This window comes from Sphingomonas sp. UYAg733 (assembly GCF_054057355.1).
The window spans coordinates 1-24,347 of record NZ_JBSRZE010000019.1 but is presented as its reverse complement, the minus strand read 5'-3'; the positions used below and the strand labels follow the sequence as shown (position 1 = coordinate 24,347).

Here is a 24,347-nt window from a genome sequence, read left to right as displayed (position 1 = left end):
ATGACGATCACCGCCGCCGGTTTCCTGACCTTGACCGGCGCGCGGCTGCCCTTCGTCCAGGCGCCGATGGCGAATTTCGCGGGGCGCGAACTGGCGATCGCGACGATCGGCGCGGGTGGTGTCGGGTCGCTGGCCTGTGCGGTGCTCGATGCCACGGCGATGGTCGCCGAGGTGACGGCGATCCGCGCGGCGGCGGCCGGCCCGCTCAACCTCAATTTCTTTTGCCACACGCTCGGTCCCCAGCCGGACGAAACAGTCTGGCGCGACACGCTCGCACCCTTTTACGCCGATGAGGGCGTCGATCCGCCAACCGGCTCGCCGCCGCTGCGCCGACCGTTCGACCTGGCCATGGCTGAGGGACTGGACTGGGCGCGACCGGAGATTGTCAGTTTCCATTTCGGGCTGCCCGACGCGGATCTGCTCGCCCGCGTTCGGGCGACGGGCGCGCTGATCTTCGGCAATGCGACGACCGTGGCCGAGGCCCGCAATCTGGCCGAACGCGGATGCGATGCGGTGATCGTTCAAGGCAGCGAGGCCGGCGGCCATGCCGGTCATTTTCTCGATGGTTATCGCTCCTCGCCGCTTGACGAGTTTCTGCCGCAGGTCGTCGCGGCGATCGATCTGCCGGTAATCGCCGCGGGCGGGATTGCCGACGCGGCAGGCGTTTCGGCGGCGATGGCGCATGGCGCCGCGGCGGTGCAGGCCGGCACCGCCTATCTGCTGACGCCCGAGACCTGGACCAGTGCTGTGCATCGGCAGCGGATCGAGACGGCCAGCGCGGACGATCTGGTCGCGACCAATTTGTTCACCGGCGGCGTCGCGCGGGGCTTGCGCAATCGGCTGATCGACGCGCTTGGCGCAATCAACCAAGCCGCGCCGCCATTTCCCTATGCCAGCGCCGCACTCGCGCCGCTCCGGGCCAAGGCGGAGCGCGAGGGGCGCGGTGACTTCTCACCCCTTTGGGCAGGCGGCGGCGTGGCGCTTGCGCGCCCCGAATCCGCTGCTGACGTGACAACACGCCTCGGCAGCGCTGCGCTTAACTTTCGGAGTAAATCATGACCGACCTGGAAATCGTACGCATCCCGGCGCTGAGCGACAATTATATCTGGCTGGTCCACGATCAGGCATCGGGCGAGACGATGGTGGTCGATCCGGCCGACGCCGCGCCAGTGCTCGCCGAGGCGGACAGGCGCGGGTGGCGGATCGGGCAGATCTGGAATACGCACTGGCACCCCGACCACACCGGCGGCAATGCCGCGATCAAGGAAGCGCATGGCGCGGTGGTGACCGGCCCGGCGGCCGAGGCGACACGGATCCCGACGCTGGATATCACGGTTGGCGAAGGCGATACGGTCGCGCTCGGCGCGCATATCGCGACGGTGATGGAGACGCCCGGGCATACTGCGGGCCATATCAGCTTCCATCTGCCCGAGGACGATCTGGTGTTTACCGGCGACACCTTGTTCGCGATGGGCTGCGGCCGGTTGTTCGAGGGCGATGCGGGGCAGATGTTCGCCAATATGCAGCGGCTCGGCAAGCTGCCGCCGGAGACGATCGTCTATTGTGCGCACGAATATACCCAGGCGAACGGCCGCTATGCGCGGGTCGCCGAGCCCGACAATGCGGCGATCGTCGAGCGCATGGTGGCGGTCGATGCGGCGCGCGGCGCGGGCGAACCGACCGTGCCGACGACGATCGCTTTGGAACTGGCGACCAACCCGTTCCTGCGCGCATCATCGGTGGGGGAATTGGCCGAACGCCGCGCGGCGAAGGATGCGTTTCGCGGTTGATCCTGTTATAAGGCTTGCCTGGGGACGTCGATCACGGAGAACGCCAGTGCGTATCATGTTGCTTGCCCCGCTGGCGCTGGTCGCCTGCGCCACCACCGCCGACAGTACCGCCGCGAGCGATGCCGAACTGGCGCGCGCGCTCGAGGGTCGCGTCGCCGGGCCGCCGCAAAAATGCCTCGACGATTTCCGGCGGACCAACCCACAGATCATCGGCGACCGGACCTTGCTCTATCGCGAATCCGGGCGGCGGGTCTGGGTCAACACTTTACCCGATGCCTGTCCCGGGCTGAGCTCGGATCGCATTCCGGTGTTCAAAATCTATGGCGGCCAGGTTTGCAAAGGCGATAATTTCGAGACGATCGACCGCAACGCCGGCTTTCGCGGCGGATCGTGTCGGCTGGGAGATTTCGTGCCTTACGACAAGCCCAAAGGCTAGGTTGGCGGTCCCATCGCTATGACCCGAGCTAGGGCGCCACGCCCAATTCGGTGAGCATGAACGCGCTATATTCCGCCGACTGATGAATACGCTGGAAGCGACCCGATTTGCCGCCATGGCCGGCTTCCATATTGATGCGGAATACCAATGGCAATTTGCTGGTCGAGGTCGCGCGCAGCTTGGCGACCCATTTCGCCGGTTCGTAATATTGCACCTGCGAATCCCACAGGCCGGTGCTGACGAACAATGCGGGATAGGCCTGGGCACTGACCTGGTCATAGGGCGAATAGCTCAGCATATAATCATAGGCCGCCTTGCCCGCCGGGTTGCCCCATTCGTCATATTCGTTGGTGGTCAGCGGGATGCTGGCGTCGAGCATCGTCGTCACGACATCCACGAACGGCACTTGCGCGATGATCACGCGGTAATCCTGTGGTGCGATATTGGCGATCCCGCCCATCAACAGCCCGCCAGCGCTGCCGCCGAGTGCCGCGACCCGATCCTTCGCCGCATAACCATTGGCGACGAGATAGCGCGTCACGTCGACAAAGTCGGTGAAGCTGTTCTTCTTGTTCATCAAATGGCCGTCGTCATACCATTTGCGGCCCATTTCCTGACCGCCGCGGATATGCGCGATGGCATAGACCATGCCGCGATCGAGCAGGCTCGGCCATGATGCCGAGAAATAGGGATCGGACGATGCGCCGTAGCTACCATAGGCATATTGCAGCAACGCGCCCTTGCCGTCCTTCTTGAAGCCCTTTTTATAGACCAGCGAAACCGGGACCTTCGTGCCGTCGCGCGCCGGCACCCAGACGCGTTCGGTGACATATTGGCTGGCGTCGTAACCGGGCACCGGCTGGACCTTGAGCACGCGGCGCTCGCCGGTTGTGGCGTTGACCTCGTAGGTCGTGCCCGGCGTGGTCAGCGAGCCATAGCTATAGCGCAGCCAGGGGGATCCCGGCTCCTCATTGACGTCGATCGACATGACATAGGCCGGTTCATCGGACTGGACGAAACTGCTCTTGCCCCCACCCGAGAAAGGGCCCGGAAGCATGCGCAGCCGCTTGTTGCCACCCGAGCGCTCCTCGATCGCGATGAAGCCGTCGAACGGCTTGAAATTCTCGATGAAGACATTGGCATCCACCGGCACCAGATCGGTCCAGCCGGCACGACCCAGCTTCGCTTTCGAATCATTCGCAGCCATCAGCTTGTAATTGGGCGCATTCCAGTTGGTCTTGATGATCCAGCGCGTGCCGATATGGTCGGCATCGTAGCGGAACTCCCGCTCGCGCGGCGCAATAATGGCGAATTCACCGGGCGTTTTGGCTGAAGTGCAGCGTTGTTCGTTGCTGACCGTACTCTGCAACTGGATGCAGATATATTTGTCGTCGGTGGTACGGCCGAGCCCCATATAGAAGCTGTCGTCCTTCTCCTCATAGACCAAGGTGTCGGCCGATGCCGGCGTGCCCAGGACATGCGCCTTGACCCGCTTGCTGAGCAGGGTGACCGGATCCTTTTCCACATAATAGATCGTCTTGTTGTCGTCTCCCCAGACCAGATTGGGTTCGACATTGGGCACGAGATCGTCGTGCATTACGCCGGTCGCGATATCCTTAACCTTGAGCACATATTGACGCCGGCCGACAATGTCCTCGGCCCAGGCGAGCAATTTGGTGTCGGGGCTGACGGTCTGCGACGCCGCCTGGAAAAACCCCTTGCCGGCAGCGAGTTTGGGCTGATCGAGCAGCACCTCCTCCGGCGCCTGCATCGACCCCTTGCGGCGCGCGGCGACCGCATAATCGGCGCCGGTGTCGAAGCGCGTGTAATAATAATAGCCATTCTTCAGATAGGGGACCGAACTGTCATCCTGTTTGATGCGACCGACCACCTCTTTGTAGAGCGTGTCCTGCAGCGCCTTGGTGGGGGCGAGGACTGTGTCGGCATAGCTATTCTCGGCCGCGAGATAGGCGAGCATATCGGGGTTCTTGCGCGTGTCGTCGCGCAGCCAGTAATACTCATCCTGGCGGGTCGCGCCGAACGGCGCCTTGATCTCATGCGGCTTCTTCGCGGCGATCGGGGGCTTTGGAGCATCCTGCGCGATGGCGGGAGACGTGATGGCGGCGGCCAGGCTTAGCGCGACGAAAGGATGTTTCACGAACGACTCCCCGATGAGGATTTGACAGGAAGCTAGCGCGGGGATCGGGAAAGCGGAAGGGCGGCCTCGATATTGCCGAAAAGGCCCGCCCCGTCCGCCCTGAGCGAACGGGGTGGGAGGTTACAGCACGAAGCGCGACAGATCAGTATTGCGCGCGATGCTCGCCAACTGGCTTTCGACATAAGCCGCATCGACCGTGACGGTTTCGCCGCCGCGATCCTCGGCGGTGAAGCTCACTTCCTCGAGCAATTTCTCCATCACCGTCTGCAGGCGGCGCGCTCCGATATTCTCGATCTCACCATTTACGTCCGCCGCGATCTTCGCGACGGCGGCTATGCCGTCCTCGGTGAAGTTGACGGTCACGCCCTCGGTCGCGATCAGTGCCTTGTATTGCTGCGGCAGCGACGCCTTGGTGTCGCTGAGGATCGCGACGAAATCCGCCTCGGTCAGCGCCTTCAATTCAACGCGGATCGGCAGGCGGCCCTGCAGTTCGGGCAGCAGGTCGCTCGGCTTGGCGACGTGGAACGCACCGCTGGCTATGAACAGGATATGGTCGGTCTTCATCGGCCCATATTTGGTCGCGACGGTCGTGCCCTCGATCAACGGCAACAGGTCGCGCTGAACGCCTTCACGGCTGACGCTGGCGCCGCCGCGTTGTTCGCTGACCGCGATCTTGTCGATCTCATCGAGGAAGACGATGCCATTAGCCTCGGCATCGGCCAGCGCGGTGCGGCTGACTTCCTCCTGGTCGAGGCGCTTGTCGGCTTCCTCCTCGACCAGCTTTTCCCAGGCGGCAGGCACAGTGAGCTTGCGACGCTTGAGCTGATTGCCGCCCAGTGCCTTGCCCATCATCTCGCTGAGATTGATCATGCCCATCTGGCCGGGCACTTCGAACGGCATCTGCGCCTGCGCCTCCAGTTCGATCTCGATCTCGGTATTGTCGAGATGCCCGTCGGCCATGCGCTGGCGGAACGCCTCACGCGTCGCTTCGCTCGCACCCTTGCCGGTCAGCGCGTCGAGCAAGCGGATCATCGCCGCTTCCTCCGCCTTGTCCTTGACCGCGATGCGGCGGCGTTCCTTTTCGAGCCGCACCGCTTCCTCGACCAGATCGCGCGCGATCTGTTCGACGTCGCGGCCGACATAACCGACCTCGGTGAACTTGGTCGCCTCGACCTTGATGAACGGCGCATCGGCGAGCTTGGCCAGACGCCGGCTGATCTCGGTCTTTCCGCAGCCGGTCGGGCCGATCATCAGGATGTTCTTCGGGCTGACCTCATCGCGCAGATCGGCGCCGAGCCGCTGACGGCGCCAGCGGTTGCGCAGCGCCACCGCGACCGCGCGCTTGGCGTCGCGCTGGCCGATAATGTGTTCGTCGAGTGCTGCGACAATGGCTTTGGGTGTCAGTGCGTCGTTCATTTTTCTCTCAATCGTCATCCCAGCGAAGGCGGGGATCTCGTGCCGCACGGGCACGCTTCATTACGGGGAGACCCAGCCTGCGCTGGGGTGACGAATTTGTTCAGCTCGCCGTTTCCAATGTTTCCAAGGTCAACCGGTCGTTGGTATAGACGCACAGCTCGCCTGCGATCGCCATCGCCTTGCGGCAGATCGTCTCGGCATCCTGTTCGTAATCGACCAGGGCACGCGCCGCGGCGAGCGCGTAATTGCCGCCCGATCCGATCGCGGCGATCCCGGCTTCGGGTTCGAGCACATCGCCATTGCCGGTCAGGATCAGCGTGATTTCCTTGTCGGCGACGATCATCATCGCCTCCAGGTTGCGGAGATATTTGTCGGTGCGCCAGTCCTTGGCCAGCTCGACCGCGGCGCGCAGCAGCTGGCCGTGATGCTGTTCCAGTTTGCGTTCGAGGCGTTCGAACAGGGTGAACGCATCGGCGGTCGCACCCGCGAAACCGCCGATCACCGATCCTCCCCCAGAATCAGTTGCGCCGAGGCGGCGGACTTTCTTCGCATTGGGTTTCATCACGGTCTGGCCCATTGAGACCTGGCCATCGCCCGCGACGACGACTTTGCCGTTACGGCGCACGGAAAGGATGGTCGTGCCGTGCCACGTCATGTCATTGCTCATGGCGGCGGATATGGGATGCGGGCCGCCGTCGCGCAATCGCCGTCATGTTTCAAACCACCGCGCGATCGGCGTATGTCGTCTTGATCCTATCATTCGTGCGAAATGGCAGTAGCATCCGCGCCGGGAAAAAACTCGGGCAAGCAACAGGGGAAAGACCATGGCGACACAGATTCCAGAAAACGGAACGGCGGGAATGGTGGAGCGCGTCAAGCGGCTGTTGCTGACACCCGCCGCGGAATGGACGCGGATCGACAGCGACCCGATGACGGTCAAGGGCATTTTCATGAGCTGGGTCGTGCCGCTCGCGGCGATCGGGCCGGTCGCCGGCCTGATCGGGCAGCAGGTGTTTGGGTTTTTCGGCTACCGGCCGCCGATCACCTTCTCGCTGAGCATGGCGGTGTTCAGTTATGTGATGACGCTGATCGGCACCTATGTCCTGTCGCTGATCATCAATGCGCTGGCGCCGAGCTTCGGCGCGACCAAGAACCCGGTCTCGGCGATGAAGGTCGCCGCGTTCGGGGCGACGGCGGGCTGGCTCGCCGGGATATTCCAGATCCTGCCGGCGATTTCCTTCCTTGGCATTCTGGGCCTGTACAGCCTGTATCTGTTGTGGCTTGGCCTGCCGATGCTGATGAAGGCGCCGGCCGACAAGGCGGTCGGTTACACGATCGTCACGATCGTCGTCGCGGCGATCGTGTTCATCGTGATCGGCGCGGTTGCCGGCGCGGTCACCGCGCAGTTTGCCCGTCCGATGTTCAGCGCAAGCGCCGGGACGGCCGGCGGCACGGTCGATGTGCCCGGCATGGGCAAGGTCGATCTCGGCAAAATCGAGGAAGCGGGCAAGAAGATGGAGGCGGCGACCGCACGAATGCAGGCCAATGCGGCGAGCGGCAAGACCGACGCGGTGCCGGCGGCGGCGCTGCAGGCAATGCTGCCTACGTCGATCGCGGGCTTTGCGCGCGGCGATACCGAATCGACCAGCGGTGGCGCCGGCGGCATCGGCGCCAGTACCGCGCAGGGCAAGTATAGCGCGGGCGACCAGCATTTCACCCTGTCGGTGGCCGACATGTCGGCGCTGGGAGCGCTCGCCACGCTTGGCGGTGCGCTCAACGTCCAGTCGAACAAGCAGACCTCGACCGGTTATGAAAAGACCGAGATGGTCGGCGGCGCGATGGTCACCGAGGAATGGAACAGCAGCGAGAAGCGCGGCAAATATGAAACGATGGCCGCCAGCCGCTTCCTCATCTCCGCCGAGGGCAGCGTCGCCGATATCGCCACACTGAAACAGGCGGTCGCGGCGGTCGATGCGGGCAAGCTCGCAGCCTTGGTCCCCTGATCGCTCCATCGTCAGCGCGAATTCGCCTTCAGGAAATCGCTGCTTTCCTGAAGCGTGGGTGAGCGGCCGCGGAAAGGTTTCGACAAGCCCATGACCAGATCATTATGGCTCTGTCCGGGATAGAGCCGCAGCGTGACGGGCGCGCCCAGTTCTTTCAGCCGTTTCGCGAGATGTTCGGCATTATAGGGCCGTACGACGTCATCGGCGGTGCCCGCCGCCAGCCATAACGGCGGCGCATCCTTGCGCGCGAACCGGATCGGCTGCGTCTCGAGCGGGCGCGGCCAGTTGCTCATCGCGTCGATGCTGCGCTTCTTCTCGAACGGGTAGAAATCATACGGCCCGGCAAGCAGCGCGGCGGCGCGGACGATGCCGGGATCGACACCGATATCGGCCAGCCAGTGCCGGTCGAGCGCGAGCATCGCGGCATTGTACGCCCCCGCCGAATGGCCCGACAAGGTGATGCGCTTCGGGTCGCCACCATAGCGCGCGATATTGTCGCGTACCCATTTGACCGCTAGCGCGCTGTCCTGGACGAACACCGGGAAATGGACGTCCGGCACCAGCCGGTAATCGGGGATCACCGCGACGAAGCCCTGCGCGGCAAAGGCGCGTCCGGCGAAGCCATATTCGCCGCGTGAGCCCTTCACCCAGCCGCCGCCATAATAGAAGATCACGACGGGCAGCGGTGCGGCATGGGCACGGGTCTTTGGTGCCCAGACATTGAGCCTCTGCGCGGGGTCGGCGCCATAAGCGACGCTATCCGCGACCTGTTCGGCGTTGCTGTCGCCGGGGGTGTGCGAATTGATGAAGTTGAGCACGCCCGGCGGCGAGGCGAAAACGGCGACCAGCCCGACCGCCGCCGCGATCACGGCGATGCCGATGATAAGTTTGATCCAGATCGACATCGTTGGTCCTTTACGCGAATTTACGAGCGGGGGAGGCATCTACACCATCACGTTACGGCTCTTCATCAGCGGCTGGATGCGCGTGCCGAACGCCTCCACCCCTTCGACGAAATCGTCGAAGGTCAGCAGCACGCCGCCGGTATTGGGCACCTCCGCCATCTCGTCGAGCATTCGCGCGACACTTTCATAGGAGCCGACCAGCGTGCCCATATTGATGTTCACCGCCCCTTCCGGCGCGGCCAGCTGACGGACATTGGTCGAGGCATTATGCTTGTCCGCCGCCCCTTGTTCCGCGAGCCAGGAGATCGCGTCGATATCGACGCCGTCATTATAGCTTTTCCATTTGGCCATCGCCGCTTCGTCGGTTTCATCGGCGATGATCATGATCAGCACGAAGATGGACACATCGCGCCCGGTCTTGGCGGTCGCCGCAGCGAGGCGTTCATTGTTGGAAGCAAAGGCGGCCGGCGTGTTGACGCCCTTGCCGAGGCAGAAGGCATAATCCGCCCATTTGGCCGAAAAGGCGAGCCCCTCGTCCGAGCTGCCGGCGCAAATGATCTTCATATCGCCTTCGGGCTTCGGGCGGACGAGGCAATCGTCCATCTGGTAATATTGGCCCTTCAGGTCACTCCGTCCGGTTTCCCATAACTCACGGAGAATCTGGGCATATTCGTCGAGCATCTGATAGCGGTTGCGGAAATGCTCGTCGCCGGGCCACAAACCCATTTGGCTATATTCGGGCCGCTGCCACCCGGTGATCAGGTTAAGCCCGAAGCGCCCATGGCTGATCGAATCGATCGTGTTGCACATGCGCGCGGCAAAGGCCGGCGGGATCACCAGAGTCGGGCAGGTCGCGTAGATCTTGATCTTGCTCGTGACTGCGGCGAGGCCGGCCATCAGCGTGAAGCTTTCCAGGCCATATTCCCAGAATTCGGTCTTGCCACCGAATCCGCGCAGCTTGATCATCGAAAGCAGGAAATCGAGCCCGTGCTTCTCGGCGCTCTGTGCGATCCGCTTGTTGAGATCGAAGCTCGGCATGTATTGCGGCGCGTTCTCCGAAATCAGCCAGCCATTATTGTTGATGGGGACAAAGACGCCGACTTGCATGGGCTTAGCTCCTCAGAAAATCGAGAACGAGTGCGTTGAAAGTGTCGGGATCGGTGACATTGCAGGCATGGCCGCCCCATTTCATGGTTTCGAGCCGGGCGCTGGGAATGGCCTCGGCAAGAAGTCTTGAGCAGCCTGGCGGCACCAGCCCGTCATCGTCGCTCGCGAGCAAAAGCGTCGGCACGGCCAGTCCGGCCAGGCGGTCCATCACATCGAAGCGTAGCGCTTCGAGGACGCGCTGCTCGACCATGTCGGCGGGAAAGCTCGCAATGTGTGCGCCCTCCTCTTCCTCCAGTTCGCGGTGGTGGTCGGATATCCATTGCGGCGGAAAGAGGAAGATCGGCTGCGCGTGGACGTAATCGCGCACACCGCCATGGCGCAACAGGCTCAGCCGCGTGTCGAAACAGCGTGCAATATAAGGGTCTGGCCGGCCCCAGCCATTGACCACCACCAGCCGATCGACCCGCGCCGCTGCATTCAGCGCGAGCGTGAGGCCGCCCATGCCGCCAATGGCATGCCCCACGATCGATGCGCTCGGCATATGCAGCGCATCCATCAACGCCAGCATATCGTCGCCGATGCTGTCGATGCGCGGTGTGACAATGCGGTCCGAACGGCCAGTGCCGCGATGATCATAGGCGATGACGCGGAAATGTTCGGCCAGCGCGGCGATGTTCGGGCGCCAGTAATTCGCCGATCCGCCCATGCCCGACGACAGGATAAGCGACGGCGCGCCCGGTGAGCCATGGATTTCGTAATAAAGACCCGCCGCCTCGGGCATCAGGCCTCCCTTGCGGGCAGCGTCACGAAACGTGCGCCACGCTGGCGATTTCGACCAGGCAATCGGGCTTCACCAGCTCGGCCTTGATGCAATAACGCGCCGGCTTCGCGCCGGGGAAATACTCGGCATAGACGGCGTTGAACGCGGCGTAATCGGCCAAGTCCTTGAGGAAGATATGGTTCATCGCCACATCCTCCAGCGTCGCACCGCCCGCCTCGAGCGTGATCCTGATGACATCGAGGATGTGGCGCGTCTGCGCGGCGGCATCGCCGACATGCAGCACCGCACCGCCCTCGCCGAGCGCGAGCACGCCCGAGACATAGACGGTGTTCCCGGCCTTCGCGCCGGCCGAATAGGGCGCGATCGGCGTGGGGAATTGCGCTGGATTGATCGGCGTGAAGGGCATGGCGTGGGCTTCCTGAATTGCGTCTAGCTTTGGTTGGTGGGGGCTTCATCGGCGATCTGTCCGAAGGTCCCGCAGAAATCGGGCACGGTCGACACCCAGCCGAAGAATTTCTCCACATTATAGACGGTCGCGGCCTGCAGATAATCCGGGCCGAGGTGATGCGTCGCATCCTCCAGCATCACACCGAAATATTCGAGGTGGAAGCCGTCGCGCAGCGTGCTTTCGACACAGACATTGGTGGCGATGCCGACGAACACGATGTTGCGGATGCCGCGTGCGCGCAGCGTGCTGTCGAGTTGCGAATTGAAGAAGGCCGAATAACGCGTCTTGTGCACGCGCAGATCACCGGCCTGCGGCGTCAGCGCATCGACGATCTCATAATCCCAGCCGCCGCGCGCGAGCAATTGCCCGTGCAGTTCCGGGCGCGCGCGCATCGTCTTCAGCGCATTGGATTTGTGCCAATTGGGCGACCCAGGCCCGCCCGCCTCCTGATAATCGGCATCCCAGCCATTCTGCAGATAGACGATCTGCACCCCGGCATTGCGCGCGGTGTCGAGCACCGCGGCGACCCGATCGATCGCGCCCGCCGCGCCGGAAATGTCGAACCCGGCAAGATCGACGTAACCGCCGGGCGAAGCATAGGCGTTCTGCATGTCGATCACGACTATGGCGGTTTCATCGACCGCGACGCGCAATGGCTCGGGCCGCGCGGGCAAGGTGACGTAGCGCTTGCCCGCGACCGTGGGGCGAGAATTCACGGTCGGATTTTCGGACATCGGCACCTCGTTAAAGTCGAAGCACCCAAGTCTGACCGTCTCGACGCGGTATCGCAAGAGGCGCGGCGACCCGGCGCGCGCAATCGCAGAGTGGCCGGACCCATGCAATCGATTGTCTGGGCAGGTCCACCGCAGCAGCTTTTGCGCCTGGCGGGCATTAGTCGACTTGGAGCGTGAGGGTCGCGTTTCCACACTTGCCGGATAGCGGGGGATTGTCGGCGGTTGAATCATCGACAAGCAGCAACCGTGGATCGCGACGGAGATATGTTACACCGGTTTGTGCCATATTCTCAGACGGGCGGCGTTTGGTGGCATCTTCGATCCGCGAGCGCTGCGTAATGCGCAATATATAGTGCAATATCAATAGTTTATATATAATATACCGAGCCACTTCCCGAAAATCCGTGCGACGCATGCATTGCATACAATGCATTCATTGACTGCAATGCATACAAGCGCTGCGTCGGTGCCGAACGGTTTAATGTGGCCGATTGCCGGCGGACTATTTCCGGGAAGCAGCCGCCGAAAGCTGACATTGGTTCATCAGCGGCTCGGAGGTCCGCTGTTGGGCGTATAGCTGCCAGCTCGTTATAGCCGACCCAGCGCGACGTTCGCCGGCAACGGCATTGAAATCGCAGCCACATTATCGTTCACTCCCGGATCATCGTTCACTCCCGGCGCTCGGCGTGACTCTATCGGGACCAATGCGTGGCAATTTTCGAGATCGAGCTGGATATCGGGTCGGCGGAAACCCCGCATCGGGCGCGTCGCCTGAATGAGCAATTGAAAGCCGCGATTCTGGGCGGCCAGTTGAAGCCGGGCACGCGGCTGCCGTCGAGCCGCCAGTCGGCGACATTGTTCGGCATGGCGCGGACCACCATCGTTGGCGTGTATGACCAGTTGCTCGGCGAAGGATATCTGACCGCCCGGCATGGGTCGGGCACCTATGTCGCGGACAGCCCGCCATCGCCGCCCGCGGCGCGTGCGCCGGATACGCCAACGCCGGAACACCGGTTGAACCCGTTCTGGTTCCGGCACGACGTGACATCGGCCTTTGGTTTCTTCGACGACCGGAGCGCGATCGTTCGGGCGCCGGAGAGCGAACGGTTCGATTTCCGGCCGGGCCTGGTCGATCTCAAGAATTTCCCGTTCGACATCTGGCGCCGCGTTTCCGCGCAGAAGGAGCGCGCATTCGAGCGCGCGCCATTCAATTATGGGCATCCGCAGGGCGACAAGGATCTGCGGTCGGCGGTATCGATGCATTTGTCGGTGATGCGCGGGGTCGCGTGCCAAACCGACGATCTGGTCATCACCAGCGGGGCACAACAGGCGTTCGACCTGCTCGCGCGGATCCTGGTCGATCCGGGCCACACCAGGGTCGCGGTCGAGGAGCCGGGTTATGGGCCGACGCGCATTCCCTTCGCAGCGGCCGGCGCGGCGCTGTATCCGGTAGAGGTCGATGCCGAGGGCATGATCATCGAGCAATTGCCTGCCGATATCGACATCATCTGCGTCAGCCCGTCACATCAGTTCCCGCTTGGATCGACCCTGTCCAAGAAGCGCCGCGCGGCGCTGATCCAGTTCGCGCGCGCGCATGGCGCGATCATCATCGAGGATGATTATGATGGGGAGTTCCGCACCAAGGGCGGGCCGATCAAGGCGCTGAAGAGCGCCGACGACAGCGACGTCGTGTTTTACGTCGGCACATTCTCCAAATCGACCTTGCCCAATATCCGGCTCGGTTTCGTCCTGCCCCCGCCCTGGGCGACGCGGGCGCTGGTCACCGCGAAGATCTGCATCGACGGGCCCTGCTCGCTACCGGCCCAGGCCGCGATGACCGGCTTCATTGCCGGGGGGCATCTGACGCGTCACATCGGCCGGATGCGGCGCATCTATGGCGAGCGACGGCAGCTGCTGCTCGACCTGTTGCGCGACGACTTCGCCGATTGGCTCGATCCGATCGAGTCCGCTTACGGCATGCACGTGACCGCCCTGTCGAACGGCGCGATCGATGTGGACGCGGTGATCGCGACCCTGGCGCGGCGCAACGTCGAGGTCCGCAGCTTGCGTCGATATTATCTGGGTGCGGCGAGCAAGGCCGGGCTGGTGTTCGGCCTGGGATCGATGGATTTGCCGACGATGCGCCGCGCCATGGCGCTGGTCCATGAAGTCATGCGGGAAGCCCCGCCGGCTCAATAGACGTAATTGATCGCCACCGCCGGCGTGATCGAGGCGGCATTGTAACGCCCCTTCGGAATGAAACGCGCCGCGAGCAGGACGCCGAGATTGGCTTTCCAGCTATATTCGAGCCCCGGTGCGATCGCGAAGGTCGTGCTTGCGTTGGAGCGATAGCGTATCGGTACCGGATCGGGGGCATTGGCCACATCGCGGATATCGAAACCGGCGACGCGCGTCGCACCTTCATGATGACGGATCAGATCGAGCGCCAGCACCCAGCTTCGCGTCAGGCTATATTCGCCGGACAGGCCGATGGCGAAGGACCGGCCCGGCCGGGCGCGACCGCGAAAACCATCGCCAGTGCTGTACACGCTGACATCGTTCAGCGTCGCCTGGCCGGAAAAGGCGGTCGAGACGTTCAGGCGGGTGCGGAAGATGCGTCCGTTGGGCAGCCAGAAATAATGCTGCGCATAGACCGATAGCGTGGTGGTGTGGGCACCGCTGCCCAGCCCATCACCCGGCCGGTCGCCGAGCCGGTCATGCTTGCCGGTCGGCAAGCTGTGCTGCACCGACAGCGCAATCGCGGGGATCGATTTCGCGGCGTCGAACGAGGTCAGCCGAACCTGCGCCGACAGGGTCAGGTCGCCAAAACCTACCCCCGAACCATCGCGGCCGTTCTTCACCGCGTTGAAACCGAATGACGGCTTCACGCCCAGCGTCAGATCGTCGGTGGCGCCGTAGAGCAAATAGGTCAGCGAGCCGAACCCGTGCGATGTCGCGTTGATCCGGTCATAGACATACGTCTCGATCAGCGCATGGCCGCGCGGCAGAGCCGCCGCCGAATTGGCCAGCATCGGGCCGGTCCACCACGCATCGTCCAGCTTCTGGCGTTCGACCGTTGCCGGAATCGCCGCCAGTTCCTGCGCCAGACCCGGTGTCGGGCACAGCGCCGCGGCGCCGGGCAACAAGGCAGCGCGGCACAACCGCAAAAGAGGTCGTCCGATCACGCCCCGGGCTTCCGGAACTTATAGAGAAACTGGTCGGTGCGGCCCTGGATCGACTTGTCGAACACCCCGGCGGTATGCGGATCCTGCGGGTTGGTCAGAATATCGCTCTGCGCCTCGAACACGAACCCCGCCGCCTCGACCTCGCGACGCACGACCGACGGTTCGATGCGGTGCAGCGTGTCCGTCACATCGGCAGGCGATCCCCTGGCCGCGACATGGTCGAGCACGACATAGACGCCACCGGGCTTGAGCGCGTCGAACACCGTCTTGTTGAACGCCACAATATCGACCGGCCCCATAAAGCTGTCGTGCAGGTCGTGATAGTTTTGCGCGATCCAGAAAATGTCGAGCGGCTCGGGATATTTCGCCGCGGGCAGCGCCGCGGCCAGGGTTACCGTTACGTTGGCGCGACCAGCGGCCCAGAGCTGCGTCTCCGCGATACCCTTGACGATATTGGGGAAGGTGAACAGCTCACCCGGGACGGCTGCGTAGACATGGCCGTTCGGGCCAACCACAGATGCGAATAGCCGCGTGAAATAGCCGGCGCCCGACGCGTAATCCGCGATTCTGTCTCCCGATTTGATGCCGATAAAGGCGAGGGTTTCGATCGGCTTGCGGTTGACATCACGCGCGGTGTCGGTGGCGGGCCGGCTGCTATCGGCGACTGCCGTCGCGACCGCCGATGGAATGACGAACGACTTCTGCGCCTGTGCCGGCAAGGCAGCGAGAGCGAGCGAGCACGCCGTGCAGAGAAGGAGGAGATAGCGCATTATTGGTCTTCCTGTTCCGGCTGGGCGGCAAGTCGCCTGGATGGGACTAACGGTGCAGCGATGCGGGCCGGGCCGATCGATGGCCCGTAGTGGCGCGAGAAGTGGATCGGCAAACCGTCCCCGGCAATGTCCACTACCGAGTGTTTTCTGCGGTCCACTTTACCGGCCACCCTCTGTCAGTGGCAGCCATCCGAGCGGCGCATATCGATGGATGGCGCGCGGATATCCCGGTCGCTTCAATCATGTGAAATCCCGTTCTGGTGACCTGGCGGGCCGGAACTATGGTGCCGCGCGGTACGTCCAAACCCGTTTCCTGCGTTCAAAGCCGTATGTCGAAGCGAAGGCACGCGGCTGGCTTGGCTAAGTGGTCGCATCGAAATTCACCGAAGTGGTCGTTGTCGCTCACCGGGCGGCACCGCATCCAGGGCCATGACCGCTCTCAAGATCATCCTGCTCGGCTGCGTCGCGGCGCTGACGATCGGCGCAACCGAAGATAGCGAGGTCGCGTATCCGGACGGTTTTCGCGGCTGGACGCACGTTACCAGCAGTTATGTCAGTGAAGGCCATCCCTCCTTCCCGAAATATTCCGGCATCCACCATATCTACGCCAACAAACCGGCGATGATCGGCTATCGCAGCGGTGAATACCCGATCGGTTCGGTCATCGCGTTCGACCTGCGCGCGCCGAAAGCCTCGCCGGGCAGCGTGCAGTCGGGCGCGCGCGCGCTGATCGATGTGATGGAGAAAAGGCAGGGCGGCTGGCGCTTCATCGAATTCCTCGGCGACAATCGCGTCGACGCCGCGATCAACGGGGAACAGGGCGTCAAGCGCTGCGCAGGATGCCACACCAAAGCGAAACGCGGCGGCGTGTTCAGCCGCGTTGATGACTGAGCGCTTTTCTCACTCCCAACATCGTTAGGAAAACCACATGGGCAGAATCGCCCGATATTTGATGGTGACGCTGATCGCTGGTGTGATCGCTGCGTTTCACCCGTCTCCGGCGACCGCTCAATCTCCCGCACCGGCGGCGCGGCCCGATGGCCGGCTCATGCCGGCGCTCCCCGATGGCCGGCTCATGCCGGCGTTGCGCGATGGGAGCCGCGATTTCGATTTCGAGTTCGGATCATGGACCGCGCACATCTCTCGCCGCACCAAGCCGCTCACCGGATCGACCGAATGGGTCGAGTATGATGGCACATCGGTCGTGCGCAAAGTGTGGGACGGCAAGGCCAATCTCGGCGAGCTCGACGTCGCTGGCCCGGGCGGGCAGATCCAGGGCCTGAGCCTCAGGCTCTACGATCCGGCATCGCATCAATGGAAGGTCAGCTGGGCGAGCAGCCGGGATGGTGGGATCACACCTGCGATGATCGGCGGTTTCGATGCCGGCGGGCGCGGTGAATTCTACAATGAAGATACGCTCGGCGACCGCCAGATCTTCGTGCGCTTCATTTTCTCTCCAGTGGTCGACAAGGCGTTCCGGATCGAACAATCCTTTTCCGGCGATGCGGGCAAGACCTGGGAAGTGAACTGGATCGCCGACTTCAAGCTGGCGTCCTGAATGCTCTGCCGACGCCGGCACGATAAGCCGACCGAACCGGGGAAACGACGATGAAGCTTTTGATTTCGATGCTCGCGCTGGCGGTCGCGTCACCCGCGCTCTCCGCGCCGGCAGGTCACAGTACCGACACGCTTGTCGCTTTTGCGGATGCGTTCGACCAGGCGCAGCTGACCAAGGACGGCGCCGCGCTCGAGCGGATGGTGTCCGACGATCTGGTGTTTATCGACGGATCGGGCAAGCGGCTCGGCAAGCGTGACTTCATCGAAGGGTGGACAGCACCCGGCGACCGCTTCGAGCCGATCGTGCTGGTCGATCGCACCGTGACCGAACTCGGCCCGGACGCCGGGGTCGTCGGCGCGGAAACATTGCTGAAGGGCAGTTCGGGCGGCAAGAGCTTCGCCAGCCGGTTTCGCTATTCCGACACATTCCACCGCGTCAACGGCGAGTGGCGTGCGGTGCATATCCAGGTCACGCGGATGCCATGATCGCTTCGCGCAGCGCCTTGAGCTCCTTGCGAAGTCGATTAATGCGATTCTTCAGATCGGCCAACAGAGCGTCGGCGTCGGCTTGCTCGAACGTGATTCTGGTTCGTTCATCAGCGCCTTTGCGGAACGTCAGAAGCTTGATGACAATAATCCAATCGCCTGACCGCCTGAGCGCAATCTTAGTCGCGCCGTGACACAGGATATTGCGTAATGCGTCATGTTCGCGAAGGTGATCAAGCGCCGTAAGCGTCCATTCGCCCTCAACGGCAAAAGGGCCTTCTGGTCCAAGAGCGCTGCGAAGATCCTCATATCGCTGACCGATCAATTGGCGCAGCTTGACCTTCTGGCCTCGGCCCCGAACCGCCGCCAGCGAAAGCAGCGCTTCACTGACGTCCGTTTCCGCTTCGGTAAAATAATGGATCATGGTTCCGCGCCATGTATTTACCGACGCGATTGCCTCTTCCCATCGAAGATCTTTCGCGACGACGATGGAGGTGAGCGCATTCATCCGTTGGCAATACCACCGGCTTCTTGCCAAGCCGTTTCCAGTTCGCTGAAAATCTATGACATTTCGGTGAAAAGCAGAATTTCAGGAATTTCAGGGACACCATACTAATTAGACCTGGGAATTTCAGGGACACAATACTAATTAGACCTGGACGTCAAACGGTGATAAAGAACGATATGGCTCGATTTGCTCGTATCGTGATCCCCGATGTTGCGCATCACATCACGCAGCGGGGCAATCGGCGGATGCCGATCTTCTTCTCCGATGAGGATCGCCAGGCCTATCTCGACCTGATCGTCTCGGCCTGTGCGGTAAGCGGCACGCGTTGCCTCGCCTGGTGCTTGATGGACAATCACATCCATCTGATCCTGATCCCGACCACACCGGATGGGCTGCGCGCCACGCTGGGCGAGGCGCACCGGCGCTACACCCGGCGGATCAATTTTCGTGAGGGGTGGCGCGGCTATCTCTTCCAGGGTCGTTTCGCCAGCTATCCGATGGACGATGCGCATCTGATGGCGGCGGTGCGCTATGTGGAGAATAACCCCGTTGCGGCTGGACTGGCGACGCGCGCGTCGGACTGGCGTTGGTCCAGCGCGCGGTCGCATGAAGCCGGGCGGCGTGTCGCCGGTGACGGGCTGACCGATGTGGCGGCGCTTGGCACGCATGTACGCAACTGGCGCGCGATGTTGTTGCACGGGCTGGAGGCTGCGGATGCAAGTCCCGAAGAAGCCGCCGCGATCGAAGCCAGACTGCGCACCGGCCGCCTGCTTGGCGCACAGGATTGGGTCGAGCGGCAAGAGGCGGCGGCTGGCCGGGTATTGAGCCCGAAGAAACGCGGGCCGAAAGCGAGAGTTTAGTATTGTGTCCCCGGAATTCTCAGCGGGGCAATCGGCGGATGCCGATCTTCTTCTCCGATGAGGATCGCCAGGCCTATCTCGACCTGATCGTCTCGGCCTGTGCGGTAAGCGGCACGCGTTGCCTCGCCTGGTGCTTGATGGACAATCACATCCATCTGATCCTGATCCCGACCACACCGGATGGGCTGCGCGCCACGCTGGGCGAGGCGCACCGGCGCTACACCCGGCGGATCAATTTTCGTGAGGGGTGGCGCGGCTATCTCTTCCAGGGTCGTTTCGCCAGCTATCCGATGGACGATGCGCATCTGATGGCGGCGGTGCGCTATGTGGAGAATAACCCCGTTGCGGCTGGACTGGCGACGCGCGCGTCGGACTGGCGTTGGTCCAGCGCGCGGTCGCATGAAGCCGGGCGGCGTGTCGCCGGTGACGGGCTGACCGATGTGGCGGCGCTTGGCACGCATGTACGCAACTGGCGCGCGATGTTGTTGCACGGGCTGGAGGCTGCGGATGCAAGTCCCGAAGAAGCCGCCGCGATCGAAGCCAGACTGCGCACCGGCCGCCTGCTTGGCGCACAGGATTGGGTCGAGCGGCAAGAGGCGGCGGCTGGCCGGGTATTGAGCCCGAAGAAACGCGGGCCGAAAGCGAGAGTTTAGTATTGTGTCCCCGGAATTCTTGCTGTTGCGCACAATCTATCTTTGAACGATGCTGCGTCGATGAAAGCTTACGGCATCTTTCCCACATTTGATCTTAGTGATCCGAACGACGACCGAGTGAAGACGTGCATATCGCTGGTCTCAAATATCGTTCTGGATCGGCTGCGAGCCGATGGCGATGACTTCCACTACGTCGTTGATTGGCGAGACCCCGGATCGTCGCCGTGGCAAGGCTGGACGGAAGGTCTGGCTAAGCCGCATATCGTTCCGCTGACCGAAGAAGACACGCTAGAGCAATTGGTACGGCTGTCTGTCGATCCGTTTTCAGGGGGAAGCGCAGCCGTCATCCGCTCCATTGCTACCTGCCGCGCAGTTACGTTTGGCTATGATGGGCAAGCGTTTCTTTGCTTGAGGCACGAAGACGAGCCGCCCATATCGCTCGACGTAGGGTTAGTGACGGTCGAGGAGCGACCGGACTTTCTCACAGAAACAGACTATTTTGACGGCTGGGTCGATGCGCATTGACCGATGCGTAAGCTGATTGGCGTTAGCTGTGCCGGTGGCGATTCACCGGCAGCTCAGCGTCGGTGTTAGACATGTGTTACACAGCAAAACAGGGTCCTGCTGACGCTGCCCGCAGACCCACGCTAACTCATTGAAATGGTGTGGTAAATTGGTCGGGGCGACAGGATTCGAACCTGCGACCCCCACACCCCCAGTGTTCAGGAGCCGTGCTTTACGTGGCTTGTCGCCGCTTTGCACCGCTGTAAAAGCGTTCTAAAACAACACGTTGAATGTCCTTGCGGGCTTGCCGGGGATTGCCGTAACTTTACGGTAGTTGCTTATGACTGGCTTACGAGGCTCAAAATGACCACTGCACCGAAGCGCGCTAAGTTCACGAAGGGCTACGTCGATAAGGTCCGTCCTGTGGCGAAGGACGACTTTCACTGGGACACCGACGTGAAGGGGTTCGGGCTGCGCATCACGCCCACCGGGAAGATCACCTTTGTGACCCAAGGCCGGGTGGAGGGAAGCGGCAAGGAAGCCCGCATCACCATTGGCGCGTATGGGGTCTTCACTGTCGATCAGGCGCGCGACGTTGCGCGCGAGCACCTGCGCACCATGCGCATGGGCGGCGATCCGCGCGCCATCAAGAAGCAAGACGAGGCTATGAATGTGACGCTGCGCCAAGTCGCAGATGCCTACTTCGACCGCCCCGGTCAGCCGCTTCGCGAAAGCACCAAGGCTGAAATGAACCGCCATATCGACCGGGTGTTCGCCAAGTGGGTGGATAAGCCCATCGCGTCCATTACGGTTGAAGCCTGCCGCCAACGCCACAGGGAAATGTGCGAGACCGGCATGGACGGTCGCTCTGCCCCCGGTCAGGCGCAAATCTCGCTCGTTACCCTGCGCACCCTCATCAACTTCGCCAACCGCCGCTTTCCGCGCGCAGACGGTTCGCCTCTCATCAAGGTGAACCCGGTCAAGGCGATGTCGAAGGATGACTGGAAAACCTTTGAGCCTCGCACCCGCCACATTGAATTGCACCATATTGGGCAGGCTTGGTATGCGTTGGATGAGATGCGCCTTGCGCCGAAGAATACCGATGCTCTCGCCGCGATCGATGTGGTGCGCTTCCTCCTGCTGACAGGTGCCCGGCGCAGCGAAGCCGCTGCACTGACATGGGACCGGGTTCACTTCGATGAGGATGCGTCGAAGTGCTGGTGGCATCTGCGCGAGCAGGACAACAAGACCGGCAATCCGATTTGGCTTCCGCTGTCCACGCAAGCGGTCGCGCTGCTCAATGAGCGCCGCAAGCTGGCGGACGAAGCGGTTAAGCTGGGGAAGCCCGCCACCCCATTCGTGTTCCCTTCGCGTGCGAAGTGCGGTCACGTCACCGATGCACGCGCGCCGTTCGAGAAGCTGCGCGAGACTATCGGTATGGATGGTTTATCCAGCCACGACCTGCGCCGCACGCATGTGACGGTGGGATTCTCCACGTGCAACGTCGAGCTGTTCAAGATGGCGCTGCTGACCAACCATGTTCCTGAGGGAATTACGGAACGGCACTATCTTCAAACATCTCGCCTCCAATACCTGTATCCCGAGACGCAGCGCATCAGCGACCATATCGAGCGCGAAGGATTGATAGCGCGGGCGAAGGCTACCGGGGGCAACGTGGTGGCGCTGCCGTTGCGAGCATGACGCACGCGGCGGGCCGCGCAGTCGCCGCTAGAGCGGTGAGGCCGGGGTCGCTGCCGGGTTAGGGGCGGCGGGGTAGCGATCGGTGCTGTAGCCGGCTTACAGCGAGAGCCGGTGCCAGCCGCATCAAGATGCACATTTCGACCTAAATCGCCCCGAGGTCGGCGATACCAGCTTCGCCCCCTGATCGGTTTACGGATTGAAACGGGGGTCGCCGACGGTCCCGAACCGATTCGGGACAAGCGGCCCGTAAATGTCGCTTGCGGAACTACCAGCGAGTTACGTAAAACACCCCTTGTCCCCGCCATGCGGGGGCCGTGCCACATGGGGCGCGCCCGCGAGGAAGAAGCCAGTAAACGCAGCCGGACATGCGGGCGGGTTGAGATACCCGCTTAGTCCCCCGGACACAGGCCCAACGCACGTCAGGCCGAGTGACCATTCTGAACAAACGACGGCATCTCTCTTCGGAGTGAATGCTATGACCACCACGGTTGATTTAGACGACCTGCTCAGCAACGAGCAGACTGCCGCCATTCTCGGACTGGCACCGAACACCCTCGAAATCTGGCGCTGCAAGGGCAAAGGCCCCGCGTTCATAAAGCTGGGCGCGCACCCCTCGTCGCCCATCCGCTATCAGCGTTCCCGCGTGATGGCATGGCTCCAGGCGCGCACCTTCGCCAGCACCAGCGCCTACACCGTGGCCAATACGGCGACATGAGCGATTCCGTCGCGAAAAGCGGCCGGATGCACACCAGCACCCGACCGCCCCATCCGAAAGTCCCTCATCCTCGTCCAAGGACCAGCAACATGCGCAGTGTGCGACGGGCCAGCGAAGGTCCGCAATGCCCGAAAGTATTTCCGCAAAATTCAGCGCCGCGTGCAAAAAAGCCGGATGCGACCGGCATTGGCGCAAAATTGATGGGTAGCCCGACCGGCGGGGATGCTCGTCATGATTGAGCAGACCTTTGATGCGTCTGGTCTGGTGGCGCTGGCAACGCAGGTCCAGCAAAAGGCACAGGGAGAGAAGCAGGCGGAATACCAGCGCGAGTTTGATGCTGCGAAGGCGCAGGCAGAGGCGGGTGGTGGTGGTGCGTATGCCGGTGATGGTGCCGCGCTCCCCGTGCAAGGTGCGCTGCCCATGCCACCCGGTTTCGTCGGTGCGCTGGCGCAGTTCATCTATCAGCAGGCGCCCCGCCCGGTAGCGGAAGTCGCCATCGTTGGGGCGCTGGGCCTCATGGCGGGCATCGCAGGGCGCACGTGGCATATCCCCGGTTCGGGGTTGAACCTCTATGTCGTGCTGGTCGCCCGTTCCGCCATTGGGAAAGAGGCCATGCACAGCGGCATCGCCAACCTCATCCGTGCCGCGAGCGAGCGGTATGCCGAGGCAGGGCTGCATGTGGATTTCAACGACTTCGTGTCGGGGCCAGCCCTGCATAAGGCGTGCGAGCAGAACCCGTGCTTCGTGAACGTCGCGGGCGAGATCGGACACAAGTTCGTGCAGATGGCGACGACCAATGATCCAAATGCGCGGTCGCTCCGGAAGATTTTGACCACGCTATATTCCAAGTCCGGCCCCGGAGGCATCGCGGGTGGTATCTCGTACAGCAGCCAAGAGAACAATGTCGCATCCGCGCAAGGGGTAGCGTTCAGCCTGATTGGCGAAACGACGCCCAGCACCTTTTACGAGTCGATCACCGACGCCATGATGCGCGACGGGTTCATGTCGCGGTTCTGCGTCATCGAATATGCAGGCGACCGCCCCGCCAAGAATCCTGCTCCGTTGCAGCGCCCGCCGCAGCCCCTTGTTGATCACATGGTGCTGATCGTGCGCCATGCGGGTCTGGCGGCAGCGACGAACGTCTTTCAGGCGGTGGCGTTCGGCGACGGAGCGAAGGCACTCCTCGACCGCTTCGAGGACGAATGCGATGCCGCGATCCATGCGGCGGGCGACGACGAGAACGTGCGCCAGCTATGGAACCGCGCCCATCTCAAGGCGCTGCGAGTGGCCGCGCTGCTGGCGGTGGGCGACCAGTACCTCAACCCCATCGTCACCGACGAACAGGCGGCGTGGGCGGTCACGCTGATGCGCCACGGGATCGCCGCGTTCGACAAGCGTCTCCGCCAGGGTGAGGTGGGCGAGGGCAGCGACGGCGGGCGTGAGCAGAAGGTGTTGGAGCTATGCAAGGAGTTCCTATTGATGCCTGCCGACAAGCTGCCAAACTGGCTCAAGCACGGGGACCAGATGCGTCAGACTGTCAATCGGCGCGGCAACGGGGACCGGGATCGGCATGTAAAAGGAGACCACTCACGTGCCGTCGTTCTGGGGGATGTCGGCGTAGGGCGTAGCC

At 62.7% G+C, this 24,347-nt stretch carries 25 protein-coding genes; 14 read left to right on the top strand and 11 right to left on the bottom strand.

Translation table 11 applies throughout. From position 1 onward, the window contains the following. Genes ACVWZA_RS19595 through ACVWZA_RS19585 form a run of 3 tightly spaced genes read left to right on the top strand, consistent with a single transcriptional unit; the run spans position 1 to position 2,226 of the window. Positions 1-1,059, top strand: a complete 1,059-nt coding sequence (locus ACVWZA_RS19595) for an NAD(P)H-dependent flavin oxidoreductase (RefSeq protein ID WP_457313074.1) — start codon at positions 1-3, stop codon at positions 1,057-1,059. After that, entirely contained in the window at positions 1,056-1,790 is a 735-nt protein-coding gene (gene gloB, locus ACVWZA_RS19590; protein ID WP_457313072.1) for a hydroxyacylglutathione hydrolase, read from the top strand. The genes ACVWZA_RS19595 and gloB overlap by 4 nt, the downstream gene beginning before the upstream one ends. Positions 1,791-1,845: 55 nt before the next feature. After that, positions 1,846-2,226: a DUF6491 family protein gene (locus ACVWZA_RS19585; RefSeq protein ID WP_457313134.1), complete on the top strand. Its 381-nt coding sequence runs from the start codon at positions 1,846-1,848 to the stop codon at positions 2,224-2,226. A 28-nt stretch (positions 2,227-2,254) separates the two neighbouring features. Here the strand turns inward: ACVWZA_RS19585 and ACVWZA_RS19580 are convergent, their stop codons facing one another. The 3 genes from ACVWZA_RS19580 to hslV all read right to left on the bottom strand — a co-directional run bounded on the left by ACVWZA_RS19580 (position 2,255) and on the right by hslV (position 6,467). Continuing rightward, entirely contained in the window at positions 2,255-4,384 is a 2,130-nt protein-coding gene (locus ACVWZA_RS19580) for a S9 family peptidase (protein WP_457313070.1), read from the bottom strand. A gap of 120 nt (positions 4,385-4,504) precedes the next feature. Beyond that, the gene (gene hslU, locus ACVWZA_RS19575; protein WP_457313068.1) at positions 4,505-5,800 is read right to left on the bottom strand and encodes an ATP-dependent protease ATPase subunit HslU; all 1,296 of its coding nucleotides are present in this window, start codon (positions 5,798-5,800) and stop codon (positions 4,505-4,507) included. 100 nt (positions 5,801-5,900) lie between these two features. Then, positions 5,901-6,467 carry an ATP-dependent protease subunit HslV gene (gene hslV / locus ACVWZA_RS19570; RefSeq protein WP_457313066.1) on the bottom strand — a complete coding sequence of 189 codons (567 nt, stop codon included), beginning with the start codon at positions 6,465-6,467 and terminating at the stop codon, positions 5,901-5,903. 157 nt (positions 6,468-6,624) lie between these two features. Between hslV and ACVWZA_RS19565 the strand changes: the two genes are divergently transcribed. Continuing rightward, a complete protein-coding gene (locus ACVWZA_RS19565; protein ID WP_457313064.1) occupies positions 6,625-7,803 on the top strand; it encodes a Yip1 family protein in 1,179 nt (392 codons plus the stop codon). 11 nt (positions 7,804-7,814) lie between these two features. On the opposite strand, the gene ACVWZA_RS19560 is transcribed toward ACVWZA_RS19565, so the two are convergent. Genes ACVWZA_RS19560 through rutB form a run of 5 tightly spaced genes read right to left on the bottom strand, consistent with a single transcriptional unit; the run spans position 7,815 to position 11,778 of the window. Beyond that, positions 7,815-8,708: an alpha/beta hydrolase gene (locus ACVWZA_RS19560; RefSeq protein WP_457313062.1), complete on the bottom strand. Its 894-nt coding sequence runs from the start codon at positions 8,706-8,708 to the stop codon at positions 7,815-7,817. Between the two features lie 39 nt (positions 8,709-8,747). Next, a complete protein-coding gene (gene rutA, locus ACVWZA_RS19555; protein WP_457313060.1) occupies positions 8,748-9,815 on the bottom strand; it encodes a pyrimidine utilization protein A in 1,068 nt (355 codons plus the stop codon). A 4-nt stretch (positions 9,816-9,819) separates the two neighbouring features. Beyond that, complete coding sequence (gene rutD / locus ACVWZA_RS19550) at positions 9,820-10,596, bottom strand: pyrimidine utilization protein D (RefSeq protein WP_457313059.1); 777 nt, start codon at positions 10,594-10,596, stop codon at positions 9,820-9,822. Positions 10,597-10,618: 22 nt separating this feature from the next. Then, positions 10,619-11,002 carry a pyrimidine utilization protein C gene (gene rutC, locus ACVWZA_RS19545; protein ID WP_457313057.1) on the bottom strand — a complete coding sequence of 128 codons (384 nt, stop codon included), beginning with the start codon at positions 11,000-11,002 and terminating at the stop codon, positions 10,619-10,621. A 23-nt stretch (positions 11,003-11,025) separates the two neighbouring features. Continuing rightward, entirely contained in the window at positions 11,026-11,778 is a 753-nt protein-coding gene (gene rutB / locus ACVWZA_RS19540) for a pyrimidine utilization protein B (protein WP_457313056.1), read from the bottom strand. 708 nt (positions 11,779-12,486) lie between these two features. On the opposite strand from rutB, the gene pdxR reads away from it, so the two are divergent. Continuing rightward, positions 12,487-13,977 carry a MocR-like pyridoxine biosynthesis transcription factor PdxR gene (pdxR, locus tag ACVWZA_RS19535; protein WP_457313054.1) on the top strand — a complete coding sequence of 497 codons (1,491 nt, stop codon included), beginning with the start codon at positions 12,487-12,489 and terminating at the stop codon, positions 13,975-13,977. Here the strand turns inward: pdxR and ACVWZA_RS19530 are convergent. Both ACVWZA_RS19530 and ACVWZA_RS19525 read right to left on the bottom strand, forming a co-directional pair. Beyond that, positions 13,971-14,963 carry a hypothetical protein gene (locus ACVWZA_RS19530; RefSeq protein WP_457313053.1) on the bottom strand — a complete coding sequence of 331 codons (993 nt, stop codon included), beginning with the start codon at positions 14,961-14,963 and terminating at the stop codon, positions 13,971-13,973. The two genes, pdxR and ACVWZA_RS19530, sit on opposite strands and share 7 nt — an antisense overlap. Continuing rightward, positions 14,960-15,733 carry a class I SAM-dependent methyltransferase gene (locus tag ACVWZA_RS19525; RefSeq protein ID WP_457313051.1) on the bottom strand — a complete coding sequence of 258 codons (774 nt, stop codon included), beginning with the start codon at positions 15,731-15,733 and terminating at the stop codon, positions 14,960-14,962. Before ACVWZA_RS19525 ends, ACVWZA_RS19530 begins: the two co-directional genes overlap by 4 nt. A 429-nt stretch (positions 15,734-16,162) precedes the next feature. Between ACVWZA_RS19525 and ACVWZA_RS19520 the strand changes: the two genes are divergently transcribed. Genes ACVWZA_RS19520 through ACVWZA_RS19510 form a run of 3 tightly spaced genes read left to right on the top strand, consistent with a single transcriptional unit; the run spans position 16,163 to position 17,776 of the window. After that, complete coding sequence (locus tag ACVWZA_RS19520; RefSeq protein WP_457313049.1) at positions 16,163-16,624, top strand: cytochrome P460 family protein; 462 nt, start codon at positions 16,163-16,165, stop codon at positions 16,622-16,624. Positions 16,625-16,661: 37 nt separating this feature from the next. Continuing rightward, a complete protein-coding gene (locus ACVWZA_RS19515) occupies positions 16,662-17,291 on the top strand; it encodes a hypothetical protein (RefSeq protein WP_457313047.1) in 630 nt (209 codons plus the stop codon). A 50-nt stretch (positions 17,292-17,341) separates the two neighbouring features. Further along, positions 17,342-17,776: a nuclear transport factor 2 family protein gene (locus ACVWZA_RS19510; protein WP_457313045.1), complete on the top strand. Its 435-nt coding sequence runs from the start codon at positions 17,342-17,344 to the stop codon at positions 17,774-17,776. On the opposite strand, the gene ACVWZA_RS19505 is transcribed toward ACVWZA_RS19510, so the two are convergent. Then, complete coding sequence (locus ACVWZA_RS19505; protein WP_457313043.1) at positions 17,760-18,284, bottom strand: hypothetical protein; 525 nt, start codon at positions 18,282-18,284, stop codon at positions 17,760-17,762. The two genes, ACVWZA_RS19510 and ACVWZA_RS19505, sit on opposite strands and share 17 nt — an antisense overlap. 176 nt (positions 18,285-18,460) lie before the next feature. On the opposite strand from ACVWZA_RS19505, the gene ACVWZA_RS19500 reads away from it, so the two are divergent. The 6 genes from ACVWZA_RS19500 to ACVWZA_RS19475 form a co-directional block, all read left to right on the top strand. Next, complete coding sequence (locus tag ACVWZA_RS19500; protein ID WP_457313041.1) at positions 18,461-19,144, top strand: transposase; 684 nt, start codon at positions 18,461-18,463, stop codon at positions 19,142-19,144. A 38-nt stretch (positions 19,145-19,182) separates the two neighbouring features. Further along, positions 19,183-19,797, top strand: a complete 615-nt coding sequence (locus tag ACVWZA_RS19495; RefSeq protein ID WP_457313039.1) for a transposase — start codon at positions 19,183-19,185, stop codon at positions 19,795-19,797. Between the two features lie 60 nt (positions 19,798-19,857). Further along, positions 19,858-20,322, top strand: coding sequence for a hypothetical protein (locus tag ACVWZA_RS19490; RefSeq protein WP_457313037.1), 465 nt, complete (start codon positions 19,858-19,860; stop codon positions 20,320-20,322). 342 nt (positions 20,323-20,664) lie between these two features. Beyond that, positions 20,665-22,002, top strand: coding sequence for a tyrosine-type recombinase/integrase (locus tag ACVWZA_RS19485; protein WP_457313035.1), 1,338 nt, complete (start codon positions 20,665-20,667; stop codon positions 22,000-22,002). A gap of 475 nt (positions 22,003-22,477) precedes the next feature. After that, positions 22,478-22,717, top strand: coding sequence for a helix-turn-helix transcriptional regulator (locus tag ACVWZA_RS19480; RefSeq protein ID WP_457313034.1), 240 nt, complete (start codon positions 22,478-22,480; stop codon positions 22,715-22,717). Positions 22,718-22,948: 231 nt separating this feature from the next. Further along, positions 22,949-24,347, top strand: a 1,399-nt coding sequence (locus ACVWZA_RS19475) for a DUF3987 domain-containing protein (protein ID WP_457313033.1), incomplete at its 3' end; no start/stop codon positions are given.

What these genes read in the sequence shown, in the direction of transcription:
- ACVWZA_RS19595 (WP_457313074.1), top strand. Translation starts at nt 1, where the DNA reads ATGACGATCACCGCCGCCGGTTTCCTGACCTTGACCGGCGCGCGGCTG.
- gloB (WP_457313072.1), top strand. Translation starts at nt 1,056, where the DNA reads ATGACCGACCTGGAAATCGTACGCATCCCGGCGCTGAGCGACAATTAT.
- ACVWZA_RS19585 (WP_457313134.1), top strand. Translation starts at nt 1,846, where the DNA reads ATGTTGCTTGCCCCGCTGGCGCTGGTCGCCTGCGCCACCACCGCCGAC.
- hslU (WP_457313068.1), bottom strand. Translation starts at nt 5,800, where the DNA reads ATGAACGACGCACTGACACCCAAAGCCATTGTCGCAGCACTCGACGAA.
- hslV (WP_457313066.1), bottom strand. Translation starts at nt 6,467, where the DNA reads ATGAGCAATGACATGACGTGGCACGGCACGACCATCCTTTCCGTGCGC.
- ACVWZA_RS19565 (WP_457313064.1), top strand. Translation starts at nt 6,625, where the DNA reads ATGGCGACACAGATTCCAGAAAACGGAACGGCGGGAATGGTGGAGCGC.
- ACVWZA_RS19560 (WP_457313062.1), bottom strand. Translation starts at nt 8,708, where the DNA reads ATGTCGATCTGGATCAAACTTATCATCGGCATCGCCGTGATCGCGGCG.
- rutA (WP_457313060.1), bottom strand. Translation starts at nt 9,815, where the DNA reads ATGCAAGTCGGCGTCTTTGTCCCCATCAACAATAATGGCTGGCTGATT.
- rutD (WP_457313059.1), bottom strand. Translation starts at nt 10,596, where the DNA reads ATGCCCGAGGCGGCGGGTCTTTATTACGAAATCCATGGCTCACCGGGC.
- rutC (WP_457313057.1), bottom strand. Translation starts at nt 11,002, where the DNA reads ATGCCCTTCACGCCGATCAATCCAGCGCAATTCCCCACGCCGATCGCG.
- rutB (WP_457313056.1), bottom strand. Translation starts at nt 11,778, where the DNA reads ATGTCCGAAAATCCGACCGTGAATTCTCGCCCCACGGTCGCGGGCAAG.
- ACVWZA_RS19525 (WP_457313051.1), bottom strand. Translation starts at nt 15,733, where the DNA reads ATGCGCTATCTCCTCCTTCTCTGCACGGCGTGCTCGCTCGCTCTCGCT.
- ACVWZA_RS19520 (WP_457313049.1), top strand. Translation starts at nt 16,163, where the DNA reads ATGACCGCTCTCAAGATCATCCTGCTCGGCTGCGTCGCGGCGCTGACG.
- ACVWZA_RS19515 (WP_457313047.1), top strand. Translation starts at nt 16,662, where the DNA reads ATGGGCAGAATCGCCCGATATTTGATGGTGACGCTGATCGCTGGTGTG.
- ACVWZA_RS19510 (WP_457313045.1), top strand. Translation starts at nt 17,342, where the DNA reads ATGAAGCTTTTGATTTCGATGCTCGCGCTGGCGGTCGCGTCACCCGCG.
- ACVWZA_RS19505 (WP_457313043.1), bottom strand. Translation starts at nt 18,284, where the DNA reads ATGAATGCGCTCACCTCCATCGTCGTCGCGAAAGATCTTCGATGGGAA.
- ACVWZA_RS19500 (WP_457313041.1), top strand. Translation starts at nt 18,461, where the DNA reads ATGGCTCGATTTGCTCGTATCGTGATCCCCGATGTTGCGCATCACATC.
- ACVWZA_RS19495 (WP_457313039.1), top strand. Translation starts at nt 19,183, where the DNA reads ATGCCGATCTTCTTCTCCGATGAGGATCGCCAGGCCTATCTCGACCTG.
- ACVWZA_RS19490 (WP_457313037.1), top strand. Translation starts at nt 19,858, where the DNA reads ATGAAAGCTTACGGCATCTTTCCCACATTTGATCTTAGTGATCCGAAC.
- ACVWZA_RS19485 (WP_457313035.1), top strand. Translation starts at nt 20,665, where the DNA reads ATGACCACTGCACCGAAGCGCGCTAAGTTCACGAAGGGCTACGTCGAT.
- ACVWZA_RS19480 (WP_457313034.1), top strand. Translation starts at nt 22,478, where the DNA reads ATGACCACCACGGTTGATTTAGACGACCTGCTCAGCAACGAGCAGACT.